Origin of the sequence: Burkholderia mayonis (assembly GCF_001523745.2) — a bacterium.
In the GTDB taxonomy this organism is placed as follows: domain Bacteria; phylum Pseudomonadota; class Gammaproteobacteria; order Burkholderiales; family Burkholderiaceae; genus Burkholderia; species Burkholderia mayonis.
Genome location: NZ_CP013386.1, coordinates 3,063,637 through 3,076,661, shown reverse-complemented (window position 1 = coordinate 3,076,661; position 13,025 = coordinate 3,063,637). Strand labels below are relative to the sequence as shown.

Below are 13,025 nucleotides of genomic sequence, written 5' to 3'. Positions count from 1 at the left end.
CATAGCGTTTGGGGATGCATTTGCCGCATTCGGGACTCGAATGCGGCAAATGCATCACATGTAACCAAATGTTCGCATTGCTTCTCGTGCACTGTATTCGCAATGCTCGATCGTCTCGGGCGGGAGTTGGTTGCGCCACGCGCTGATGCGTTCGGGCAGGAACGGTCGCGCGAGGTTAAGGTGACTTGGGTTGGTGCGGAGTTCAGGGCCGCGCCTACTCGACTCCAGCATGGACGCGCGAAATGGAACGCCGAGAAGTCGCGTGATGTGCTCGACCGTTGTCGAGGGGGTCGTGATGAGATCCTCGTAGCGGACGAGCAGGTAATTGGGTCGATCCTTGAGTACGTGATACAGATGCAAGTTTGTGTAATTCCAGATGCGTGGAAAGTACTCTTCGATGCCTGTCGGCGCCCAGTCGACGTTCAACAGCGAGGCGACCGATCCCCGAACGTCGCGAACGATGTGGATGAATTTCATCTGGGAATTGAGCAGCCCCACCTCTTCGAGCTTTCGAATCGAAAGCAGGTCGTCCGGCGACTTGTCGCCGCACTCCCGCTTGCCCAGCTGCTTGGCCAATTCACCATAGAGGGACTGAAGCACGCCGGCGAGCGAGGGTTCCGCTGATCTGACGATGTCGTATATGTCGTTCTCGTTGAAGTATGGCCCGAAGACGACCGGGAAGTCGTCGGATGCGATCAGGGCTCGGGCAATGACGTCAGCCGCCTTGCTCCAGTTCGAGATGCTGCCCGCGAGGTGGGCGCTGGTGCTGATCAGGGTCGTCTGCATCGGGATGAACAGATCCGGGTGCAGGTTGAGCGTTTCCTTGAGCAGTGTGGTACCTGAGCGGGGTGAACCGAAGACGATGAACATATGTGTGACCTTTACTGATGCTTGATGTGCGGTGGACAGCCGTCAGGCTGGCGCCAATTATTGCAGAGTGGCAAGGGACTTCATGTTACGTATGGTTACGGTTTGCGCCAATGCCTGACGCCGTTTCGGGGTGCAATGGATACGCGGTGCCCGCGTCTGTCACGAGCGGGCGGGTTTGCTAAAATGATCAGTTACGTCCGGACCGAGCAGGCCGGTTACTTTTGCGGTCGCGCATGGATCGCGCTTTCCATGGAATGGCTTCAATGTCCAAGCAAATTGTCATTCGAGCATCCGGAGTGGCAAAAGGGTTTCGTTCGTATGACCATCCGGCAAACCATCTCAAGCAAGCCGCGTTCGGGCTCGCGAGCCGGGCGCTGACGAGCCGGAGATGGCGCGAATTCGCGCGGAAGAAATCGGAGTCGTACGCAGACGCGTTCTGGGCGTTGACCGACGTCAGCTTCGAGGTCGCAAAGGGTGAAACCATCGGCATCATCGGACGGAACGGTTCCGGAAAGAGCACGCTGCTGCAGATCGTCTGTCAGACGCTAAGCCCGACCCGAGGCACGGTGGAAACGGTAGGCAGGGTCGCCGCGCTGCTCGAACTGGGTTCCGGATTTGATCTCGAATACACCGGCCGCGAGAACATCTACCTGAACGCGCAACTGCACGGTCTTTCGCGCAGCCAGATCGACGAACGTCTCGACCGGATTGTCGAGTTTGCCGATATCTGCGAATTCATTGACCAGCCGGTCAAGTCGTACTCGAGCGGGATGTTCGTGCGGCTCGCGTTCGCGGTCATCGCTCACGTCGACGCCGACATATTGGTGGTGGACGAAGCGCTGGCGGTCGGTGACGCCTTCTTCAATCAGAAGTGCCTGCGGTTTATGGACCAGTTCAGGGAGAACGGCACGATTCTGTTCGTCAGCCACGATACGTCGACCGTGAAGAAGCTGTGCTCGCGCGTCATCTGGATCGATAAAGGCGAAGTCATGCGTGTCGGTGATCCCGAAGAAGTATGTGAAGCCTATCTCGAGGCGTACTTTGACTCCACGGCGAGTACCGTTGGCATAGATGAACGCCAGTCTCCCAAACCCAAGCGGATATCGGCGAGCGAGGCCGATACGCGGTTGTCGATCATCAATGCGACGCCTTATCGCAACGACATTGAGATAATGCAGTTTGATCCCCATGCGGCGTCGTTTGGCAGCGGGGCCGCGCGCATCTTGAATGTGGAATTTGTCGACGACTCGAATGTGCCGTTGGGATGGATCGTCGGAGGAGAGCGGGTGACGCTTCGCGTGACCGCATCCATTCATGACGATGTCCGCGCGCCCATCATCGGCTTTTTCTTTAACGACCATCTCGGTCAGCACCTGTTCGGAGAGAACACGTATCTGACGTGCAAAGGTCAGGATGCGACTTGTGGCGCCAGTGACACGCTGGCCGCCCATTTTTCGTTTGCGATGCCGCTACTGCCGGTGGGCGAGTACATGATCAACGTGGCGATTGCCGACGGCACCCAGCAAAACCATGTCCAGTTGCACTGGATTCACGATGCGTTGCCGGTTCGAGTGCATTCGTCAAGCGTCGCGAATCACCTTCTTGCCGTGCCGATGCTGCGTGTAGGGGTGACGGCATCGTCGGCCGCGTAGTAACAGAGCTTTTATGTCTAACGAATATTTGAAGATTACCGAGAGTACCTTGACCTCGTCCGAAGAGAATACTGCGACGACAAGCGATCAGGCCGACGATCTGGTTTGGGATGGTGAGCGCTACATTCCCGGGATGTCCGCCCAGATCGAGGTCGAGCACATGCACCGGTATCTCGTTGCACGCAAGCTGGCGAAGGGGCTGCGTGTGCTTGATATTGCCTGTGGTGAAGGCTACGGATCGTTCGCGCTTGCTCGCGAGGCTGCGACAGTTGTCGGCGTAGACATCAGCGAGGACGCGATTCGTCACGCACAAGCGGAGTACGGACAGCGTGCGGCCAATCTCGAGTACGTCGTCGGGTCCGCTGCGAATATTCCGCTTGGCGACGCGAGCGTCGATCTCGTCGTGAGTTTCGAAACGATCGAGCACCACGATCAGCACGAGGCGATGATACGGGAGATCAGGCGCGTGCTTCGCCCGGGCGGGCTCGTCATCATTTCCAGCCCGAACAAATACGAGTACTCGGATGTGACGGGCTATGCCAATCCGTGGCACGTCAAGGAGCTGTATCTCGACGAGTTCGAGGCGCTGTTGCGCATGCAATTTTCGCGCGTCGTGCTTTACGGCCAGCGCGTCATGACGGGGTCGGTGCTTGCGGCGCTTGACGCGAGAGATGCGCAGATGCGTACCTTGCTGCCGGAAAACGCCCAGAGCGACGATGAGCAAGTCAGCATTGCACGTCCGCTCTACTTTGTCGCACTGGCGTCGGACGGCGAACTGCCGAGTCTCGATGTGACGGTATACGAAGTATCCGCTGTTGCCGGAGAGGCGATCTCCAAGACGCAGGGTGGTCGGATCGAATGCAAGGTGTATTGGCAGACCGATGTGGACGACGCGTGGTCCGAGCGTCATGCGATGGGCTGTTACGTGCCGGGCGACGGGAGTGAACGTGTTGCGCGGCTTGAATTGCGCGAGCCTGCTACGGAACTCAAGGTGCGGAGGCTACGTGTCGATGTGATCGACCGTCCGGGCATTGTCGAATTGATCGACGTCGACCTTGTTGATGCTGATGGAAAGGTATTCTGGTCGTGGCGCACCGATTTCGTGGCGAAGCCGGAGGTGTTCGGCGCGTATGTGCTGGACGACGGCTGGCCGATCAAACTTGTTGTTCCCGGGGATGACCCATGGTTCGAGTTGCCGGTCCCCGGCCATATATTGGGCAAAATTACCAACGGTTGTGAGCTGTTGCTCCGCTTGTCCGCGCGTGCGGATGTCGGAGCGATCGCGGAATTTGCGATGCAGTTGGAAGGACAGCTCAAGCAACGGAAAGTGCAAGCGCTCGAGGCGGAGCGCAGGAGCGAGCCGGCTGACCATGCCGCGGTACGGGAACACGTTGAAGGCGTCGAGGTCCACGACGAACCTGCACTGCAGACGCCGATGAGTTTGAGGGAAATCGTCGAGCTCCAGCGGGCATTCCGGGAGCATCTTTCGAGGACGCTCGACGAGAAGAGCGATCGTCTGGCCGAGGTCAGCGAGCAGTTGGCGGAGGCGAACGTGCGCCTGGCGTTTCTGGACCGGCATTTCGCAGAGCAGACGCGGAGTCTTTCGGACGAGAACAAGTCTCTCATCGAGAAGGCGCAGGGCCTCGAGCGCGAACGTGAACGGATTGCGAACGACTACCATCGAACGGTCGCCGAGTTGGCCCGGCGAGACGGGCGCCATGCGGCGGAGATCGACCGGATGGCGTCGAGCGTCCAACGGCGCGACGAGCAGATCGGCACACTGTTGGCAAGTACATCATGGCGCATCACAAGACCATTGCGTTTTGCGAAACGGCTGATTCAAGGTGGCGAGACGCGAACCGTGGCGATTCATTCGGCGGGCAAGTTGCTGTACCGACGATTGCCGGTTCCCGGGCCGCTCAAGCGCAAGGTGAAGGGGCTTTTCTTCAGGCTTTTCCCAGGTTTGTTCGCGCATACGCGAGCCTACCAGGAGTGGATGATGTTCCGACGTCGCTTACATGCGGAAGCGCTAGGCGAACATGCTGCGAAGCGCCCGGTCGCCGAGCTTGTGCAAACCACTTCTGTCGATACACCCGAACCGAAGGCTGACGAGGTCAATCTCGCGTCGCAGCGCTTGCCGGTGTCGGCGGTTAACCCGTCGCTCGATTATCAATCGTTCCCGCCTGCGCCGCCGCGCGAAGTGCCGGTCAAGACCATTGCGTTCTATTTGCCGCAATTCCATCCGTTCCCGGAAAACGACGAATGGTGGGGCCGCGGGTTTACCGAATGGACGAATGTGACGCGCGCCGTGCCTCAGTTCGCGGGTCACTATCAACCGCATTTGCCTGGTGAACTGGGCTTCTATGACTTGCGGATCCCCGACGTGCAGCGCCGTCAGGTGGAACTTGCGAAGGCGGCGGGTCTCGGCGGATTCTGCTTCTACTTCTATTGGTTCGGCGGCAAGCGGCTGATGGAAACGCCGATCCGCCAGTATCTCGAGCACCGTGAGTTCGATTTGCCCTTCTGCCTGTGCTGGGCGAATGAAAACTGGACCCGACGCTGGGATGGCCTGGATCAGGAACTGCTGATTTCGCAACATCATTCGCCCGACGACGATCTGGCGTTCATCACCCATGTCGCTCAGTACATGCGGGATGAGCGCTATATTCGTATCGACGGCCGCCCGCTGCTGCTGGTCTATCGCCCGAATCTCCTTCCGGATGCGCGCGTGACCGCCGCGCGATGGCGTAAATGGGCTCGCGCCAACGGTCTCGGCGAGTTGTATCTTGCCTATACACAGTCGTTCGAAAAGGTGGATCCGCGCGAATACGGGTTCGATGCAGCCATTGAATTTCCGCCGAACAACAGCCATCCGCCGTCGAAAGCCGATAGCGTAACGCTGCTCAACACCGGATATTCCGGCCATATCCTTGATTGGACGCACTATCTGGAGCGCAGCCGTTCATATCAGGATGCCGAGTACCGTCTGTTCCGCGGTGTGACGCCCTCGTGGGACAACGAGGCGCGCAAGCCTGGGCGCGGTACCGTCTTCGTGGGGTCGACGCCGAAGCTGTATGAAGAGTGGCTGTTCAATGCCTCGGTCGATACTGTCCGCCGGATCGAGAATCCGGACGAACGTCTCGTCTTCATCAACGCGTGGAACGAATGGGCGGAAGGTGCGCATCTCGAGCCCGACCGTCGCTACGGATACGCATGGCTGCAAGCCACTAACGATGCGCTTTCGCGCGCCGCTGCGGCGGGTAGCGCGCGTCGAATTCTGGTCGTTTCGCATGATGCGTATGCGCATGGCGCGCAGTTCCTTGCACTCAACCTCGTCAAGACCCTGGCTACGGATTTCGGCATCGACGTCGCGACCGTATTGCTGGGCGAAGGGCCGCTCAAGGCAGAGTTCGAGCGCTGGGGCGCCGTCCACGATCTGTCAGGCTTCGATCACGTGGGTGAAGAAGCTCAGACACTCGTCAACAAGCTCGTTCAACAGGGCTTCGGCGCCGCGATTTGCAACACGACGGTGTCGGGCCTGTTTACCGGCACCTTGGCTCGGGCTGGCGTCAAATGCATCGCGCTGGTTCACGAACTGCAGGGCATGCTGACCAAATATGGCCTCGAGCGCCATGCGTCCGAGATTTCGGCTCACGCGAAGTCGGTCGTTTTCCCGGCTGAAATGGTGAGAAGCTCGTTCACGCAGTTCGCCGGGCTGAACGAGCAGCAGGTTCGCGTACGGCCCCAAGGGTTGTACAAGCGCAACCATATGCGTGGTGACGTCGAGCGTGCGCGTTCCGCGTTGCGCGAACGCCTGCATTTTCCGAGAGATGCGAAGATCGTGCTGGGCGTGGGCTACGCCGACTTTCGCAAGGGCGTCGATATGTTCGCGCAAGCCGCTGCCGAACTTGCCGATCGAGATGACGTGTATTTCGTCTGGGTAGGCCATTGGGAGAGCGAGGCCAAGGCGAAGGTCGACGCAATCGTCGCGCAACACGGCCTGCAGCGCAAAGTCTTGTTCACGGGTCTCGATGCCGATACGGATCTCTACTATGCAGGCGCCGATGTTCTTGCGTTGACGTCCCGAGAAGACCCGTTCCCGTCCGTCGTACTCGAGGCGCTGGAAGTCGGTGTGCCGGTCGTCGCTTTTGATGGCGCGACCGGCAGTTGCGAACTGCTGAAGCGGGGCGGTGGCATCGTGGTTCCTTTCGAGGACGTTGCGGCTTTCGCCGGCGCGTTGCGCGAAGTCGTCGAGCATTTCGGGCATGCGCAGGATCTGGGTGCCAAGGGTGCCCGGATCGTGGCCGAGGAATTTTCGTTCCGCCACTATGTATTCGATCTGCTCGACATGCTGGATTGCGGCTTCAAGCGCGTCTCCGTCGTGGTTCCCAACTACAACTACGAGCGCTTCGTCGAAGAGCGGCTGGGTTCGATTCTCAAGCAAACCTATCCGATCTACGAATTGATCGTGCTGGACGACAACTCGACGGATGGGAGCGTTCACGCCATTCGCGAACGGCTGGCGAATCAGGGAGTCGACAATCGTCTCGTCGTCAATAGCGCGAATTCAGGTTCGGTTTTCGCACAGTGGAAGCGCGGCGTCGAGCTGGCAAAGGGCGAATACGTCTGGATAGCTGAAGCGGACGATCTGTCGGATCCGGAATTCCTTGATGCCGTCATGCAGGGATTCGACGACGAAAGGACAGTCTTGAGCTACTGCGAATCGAAGCAGATGGCCGAAACAGGCGAGCTCATCTGCGAGCATTATCGCGACTACGTGGCCGATATCTCGGTCGACAAGTGGACGCAGTCCTATATCGCCGACGGCAAGCAGGAAATATCCGGCGCGCTTGCGGTCAAGAACACGATACCGAACGTCAGCGCGGTCGTGTTCAAGCGAGCGATTCTCGAGGATGTCCTGAAGCGTCACTTCGACGATATCCGGCAGTTTCGGGTCGCGGGCGACTGGATGGTCTACCTGCGGGTGGCCGATCGAGGCATGATCGCATTCGTTCCGAAGTCGCTCAATCGGCATCGCAGGCACGCAGCCAGCGTAACCATCGGCGGTGATGCCGAGGCATTGCTCAAGGAGATTCGCAGTGTTCAGCTATGGGTGCGTCGACATCATTCAGTCGACGCTTCCGTCATCGAGATTGCCGACCGATATGCGCGGCAGCTTTGCGTGCAGTTTGAGGTCGACTCGCGCGTGGTCGAGGCGGTGACGCAGTGATGCGCTGATACAAGGGGCGCTAGATTTCTCGCACCCCTTGTCCCGATTCCGGGGGGGGCGGACGATGCAATGTCACGACGCGGCGTCTGACATCGCCGGATCGAGAATTTCGCCGCGGAGCGGCGAATGGTCAGCGAAGCAGGGCGTTTAGGATCAAGTCACCAGGTTGCCGGCGCGCCGGCGCTGGATTGCTCTGATAGCAGCTTTGCCGAGGTTGTTGCCCGGCGTCTCGACGAATCGGTACGTGAGCCACGAGAGGAACGTGATTACCACCAACCCTGTCGAGACCGACAGGAAATAGGCGACCGTCACGTAGGCAGAACGTGAATAGATGACGGCGAACAGCTTCGACATCAGGAAGATGGTCGTCGCATGGCACAAATAGACGGAATAGCTGATCTTGCCGTAGAAGCGCGTCACGCGATTGACGAGGACGGCCGGCGCTTTGATCGCGAGACCGATCAACAGCGTTCCATAAATGGCTGCCTGGATCGTCAGCCCTTCGAACACATCGATCTGGACGAGCCCGTATGCCACTGCGAGCAGCGACGCGACTGCGGCGGTCGTCAGCAACTCACCAACGCCGTATCGCCTGGCTTGTTCAACATCGAGCAGTTTGTATGCGCGATAGGCGACGATGCCCAGGGCGAACGTGGGCAAATGATGCAAGAGGCTGAAGTTGTAATAGGTTGCCGCGACGGCCTGATCCGAAATCAGGTAAGTCACTGCGGCGTGCCACAGGGCCCGTATCATCAGTGTGATGAAGAAAAAGGCCAGGGCGCGACCGATATTGCTGGCACGCCGAAAAATCGCCGGAAAGAAAATATAAAACAGCATTTCGACCCCAAGCGTCCAGCTCGCCCACACAAAGCCCTGCTCATGGCCCGGAGATACATTCAATACGAAAAACACGCTTCGCGCGATTTCCGAAATGGAGTGGGTAGCGTCGAATACTGCTTTGTCTCGAATGCAGTACAGCACGATCCAGACGTAGAACAGCGGGGCAATACGGAAAAAACGGCGCAAGTAATAATTGAGAAGCGGCGTTGCCTCATCTTGCCTGCGCGCATCCATCGACAGGCAGAGCGTGAAAGCGCTGACCACGAAGAACAGGGTGACTCCTGAACCGCCGAGCCCGGTGAAAGGCGCCAACCAGCGAGGTGCGGCTGCCTGCGGTGTCGTGATCGGCGTGAAGTGATACAACAGGACGTACAGCGCGGCAAGGCCGCGTAAGGCGTCGATAAAGCCAAGCTTCGAGGGAGGCATTTTTCGGTTCAGTGTGCGGAGCAACGGAGGATCATAGCATCGCCGTTCCGTGGTCTCCAGCGCTGTCGTCAGTGGGGCGCTGCCGTGAAGAATGCGATGATGTAATGCTAGAATGCAGCTCGCAGGGTTTCGGGCGAGCAGGGGTTTCGCTCGTTCTGTATCGAATCTGTCCCTTGCATCAGAAACCGGCGTCGCCATAGGCGCCGATTGTATTTGTGCGAAAAATAAAGCGATCTTACGGGCGTATGAATTCTAAAGGTAAGGCAAACCTGCCATTCGCGATACATTATCTGATAATCGCAATATTTGTCGTGCTGTATGTTCGGCACAATTGGGGATACGCAGTTGACGATTCGTATATCACGTTCAGGTATGCGGATAACCTTCGTCAAGGGTATGGGTTGCGATTCAATATCGGCGAGCGGTTCTATGGAACGACGGCTGCCGGTTATGCACTGCTGGTGTATCTCGTTTCCTTTCTGGTTGAGCCGGTTCTCCGTTTCTTCGGAATGCCTCTGTTCATCGGTGTCGGACATGCCGGCATTCCAGTTTCCGGGACGGTGCTGTCGGCACTGTCGATCGGCGGGATAGCAGTCTTTCTCGTGAGAATTGTTCAACTGCGCGCTGCGAATGTCGTCGGATGGTTCTTCGCTTTTCTGTCCGTCGTCGCTCTTTTCACGTGCAGTGCGGCGAATGCGGTGTCGTCCCATGAGACCTACACATTCCTGTTTCTCGCGCTCGCATCCACCTATACGTATCTGATCGCGCGGCGGCCGATATTGGGTGCTGTCGTGATGGCGCTTGCGTGCACCGTTCGCCCCGATACGGTATTGCTGGCCGGCATGCTGCCTTTGGCAGGTGCCTATATCGCTAACTCGGATCGGACGCAGTCGCCGCTGAAGCGTATGGGCGATCCGCTGCGTTACGCGATTTGCCTGGGTGGTCTGCTGGTCTGCTGGCTGATTTTTGTGCGGTGGAATTTCGGTGCTTTTTTACCCGAAACTCTAATCGCAAAGAAAGCCCAGATGCTGTTGCGTGACTTCCCGGGTTTCAATCTCGTTAATTTGAAAACCCAAATGCTTGCGTATGGCGCGCAATACATATTGGGTGTGGGTTTGCTGGCCGGTGTCGCGGCAATCGTCGTGCTCGTGAAGAAGCGGTCGTTGGCATCGTTCTTGAAGAATAAGGACCTTCTTCTGCTGGCCTTGATATGGGTGGGCTATTCGGTAGGTGATACGGCGGCGTATCTCACATTTAATGTGAGTATTTGGGCGTGGTATGTGATCGCGATTTTGTTTGCCGGTGCATTTGCAATTTTTGCATTTGCGGTGGTGGTTATCGGCAACGGATGGGAACAGGAAGCGTTCGGTAAGAGAGCAGTGTTGGTAGTCGGCGCATGTGGCGCCGCCGTGATCTTGTTCAAGTCGCAACTGGGTATCGCTTCCGTGACGCAATGGCTCGCCGTGCGAAATGTCAACGAGCATATCGTTAGCTATGTTCCGGCTGCCGAGTTCATTCGCAAGGCGAATCCGAACGGTACGGTGATCATTACGTGCGAGCCGGGTGCTTTTGCTTTCCGACTGGGGCCGAAATACGAAGTGGTGGACGAACTCGGACTTGTCTCTCCGGGTGTCGCGCGCAAAATCGTCGAAGGCGACATGGACTATCCGTTCCGTCACTGGAACCCGAAGTACATCATTATTTCTTGGCACGGTTTGTACACGCCTGAAGATCGCCCTTGGCTGAATCGCGATTTCAAGCAAGTGCTGTCGTTCGGTGGCCCGTATTGGGACACTTTCAAAATAACCGTACGCGTGTTTGAGAACCTGAAGCCCACCGCGCAATGAGATCGAACTGCTGAATCGGGCTGTCGTTATATCGGTGTTGCTCGCATTGTGTTCACCGAGCCGCCTGATGGCTCGATGAATGTGGGACGCCAAGACGGTTGGGGCGAACATGGCTTCGCGCGGCGGCGCACACACGAAGGCCGTCGGGGTATCGATGCATCGCGGTTAGAAACTCAAACGCGACGCCGAATTGCGTTGCCCTCGATCCGAAACCGCGGCTTTCCTGATCGTCGGTATGCAATGACGCTTATCCGGTCTGGCCACACGCGGTCGCTCGTTCCTTGGCACCGGGTGCGGCTGACTTGACGAGGAGGTGATAGCCGGGGAAGTTAAAACGCGGTTCGGGAGCGTAGGCTCCGGCACTTGTCAGGCAAGTCGCGGTCGCCTCGAATGGCCACAGCGGATCATGTACCAGAATGTAATCGGGTGAATACTTGGTAAGCCAGGAGTGGACGTCCTTATTGGCGATGAAGTCGGCGTTGTACGGATTCGTCAGGCCAAGAATATCGATGATGTAGCGATTTCCATACCACCCGATCGTACCGATTTCGACTGCCGCGACGACGGCACTTTTCGGCGTGTTGTCGTTGATCCAGTTACCGATGCTCCTGTAAGGATCGAATGAGCCGCGCACTATGTCTGCGAGCTTCAGGTTGTGTGCACCGAACACGGCAGTGACGATCGTGACGGGGACGGCGGCGAGCAGATACGCCTTCCGTTTCTTGGCCAGCCCGATCGCCATGCTGATCAACTGGTAGGCGCCGATTGCGGAAAAGAGCACCAAGAAGTAGAAGAACGGCGCGTAATACCAGTGGTAATTGGGAATGTGCAGGAATACGTAGAACCCGCCCAGCAGCGCCAGGTACGCCACAGTCAGATACGCAGTGGCCGACGAGCGCCGGGCAAACAGACCAATCACCGCCGACGGGAACAGGAACCAGAGTAGGCGATAGTCACCGCCGAAGAACCAGTCCTTCATGTACATGACGTTCAGGAACGGATAGCGGGTTCCCCAGAAGCCGGAGCGGCCCTGACCTATCTTCGCGTTGCCCGTCGCTGGCAGCGGCGCGCCGTAATACAGGTAGTTGAACAGCAGATTGGCCAGAATGATCGCAGCCGCCACGACGAGGTACTTGAGCGGCGGGATGCGTTTTCTCGTGAAGATGTAGTGGCCGAAGATGACGGCGCCAAGAAAGACGCCTTCCGTGCGCGTGAGGATGAGAAAACCGATCGTGGCCCCGACCAGATACAAGCGGTCATTCCGGTAAAAATGAAGTGTCAGCGCTGTCAGGAACAGGAACAGCGTCGTCTCCATGCCGAACGTCGTGTAGAAATAGTTGAACGACACGACGAAGAAGCCGCAAAGCGCTTGCTCGAAGCGATTTTCCGACAGCGCGGCAGCACCGTAAATCGCAGCGGCACAAAGAAAGACGAACGACAGGAAGATCGTCGTGTATTGCAGGCTGTGCGTGACGCTGTTGGCTGCAATAAGCAGGTACGAGTAGAGCGGCGAGGTGAGGCCGTTGAAATGGTCGCCGGCGTTGTACGTCAGCCCGAGGCCGTCGAACAGGTTGCGAACATAGCGCAGGTAGATCAGCGAATCGTCCAACTGATAGTCCCGATTTTTCCAGGACAGCCAGGCAGCGACCGGTATGGTGGCGAGCAACAGCGCGATATTGCGGAATGGACGCGATTTCGCTTGAGTCATGACGTATTGCAATCAATTGAGCCGGCGGTGGCGTGGCGTGTGAGTTGGGCGGTTACGCGAACACGAATTGCTTGTCGAGGCGATACTTCACCACGTATCCGATGACCAGCCCGATCGCACCGCCGGTCAGCCGTGCGGCCTCGGTGCCGAAGATACGGTCCGCGCCGAATTCGAATCCCCAGAAGATCGCGGTTGTCGCGATGCCCATCGCCGAATACAGCAGGAAACTCTGGAGTCCGTGCGCGAGGTCTCGATGCTGGTATTTGAAGATCCAGACCTTGTCCAGCAAGAATTTGACAGCGAGGCCGGCGGCCGTGCCGGCGAGCACCGACAGTGCGATCCCAAATGGCGTTGGTCCGACAAGCAGGTAGATTTTCTGCGTGCCGATGTTCGTCGCGATCGAGATGGCGGCAAAGAGCGAATAGAGTGAGACGATTTTCGTGCGGCTCATG

At 58.0% G+C, this 13,025-nt stretch carries 7 protein-coding genes; 3 read left to right on the top strand and 4 right to left on the bottom strand.

The genetic code is table 11. The annotated features are described in order from the left end of the window. Positions 1-54: 54 nt before the first annotated feature. Complete coding sequence (locus WS70_RS14820) at positions 55-870, bottom strand: sulfotransferase family protein (protein WP_059597619.1); 816 nt, start codon at positions 868-870, stop codon at positions 55-57. 263 nt (positions 871-1,133) lie between these two features. On the opposite strand from WS70_RS14820, the gene WS70_RS14815 reads away from it, so the two are divergent. Further along, entirely contained in the window at positions 1,134-2,522 is a 1,389-nt protein-coding gene (locus WS70_RS14815) for an ABC transporter ATP-binding protein (RefSeq protein ID WP_059470368.1), read from the top strand. Positions 2,523-2,535: 13 nt separating this feature from the next. Continuing rightward, positions 2,536-7,752, top strand: a complete 5,217-nt coding sequence (locus WS70_RS14810) for a glycoside hydrolase family 99-like domain-containing protein (protein ID WP_418230138.1) — start codon at positions 2,536-2,538, stop codon at positions 7,750-7,752. Between the two features lie 153 nt (positions 7,753-7,905). On the opposite strand, the gene WS70_RS14805 is transcribed toward WS70_RS14810, so the two are convergent. Continuing rightward, positions 7,906-9,018, bottom strand: a complete 1,113-nt coding sequence (locus WS70_RS14805; protein WP_059597618.1) for an acyltransferase family protein — start codon at positions 9,016-9,018, stop codon at positions 7,906-7,908. A gap of 401 nt (positions 9,019-9,419) precedes the next feature. Here WS70_RS14805 and WS70_RS14800 point away from each other — a divergent pair, with 401 nt between their 5' ends. After that, on the top strand, positions 9,420-10,865 hold the full coding sequence (locus tag WS70_RS14800) for a hypothetical protein (RefSeq protein WP_226382770.1): 1,446 nt from the start codon (positions 9,420-9,422) through the stop codon (positions 10,863-10,865). Positions 10,866-11,112: 247 nt separating this feature from the next. On the opposite strand, the gene WS70_RS14795 is transcribed toward WS70_RS14800, so the two are convergent. Continuing rightward, entirely contained in the window at positions 11,113-12,573 is a 1,461-nt protein-coding gene (locus WS70_RS14795; RefSeq protein ID WP_059597617.1) for a hypothetical protein, read from the bottom strand. 52 nt (positions 12,574-12,625) lie between these two features. Next, positions 12,626-13,024 (bottom strand): GtrA family protein, encoded by a 399-nt coding sequence (locus tag WS70_RS14790; RefSeq protein WP_059597616.1) that lies wholly within the window; start codon positions 13,022-13,024, stop codon positions 12,626-12,628. Between the last annotated feature and the right edge of the window lies 1 nt (position 13,025).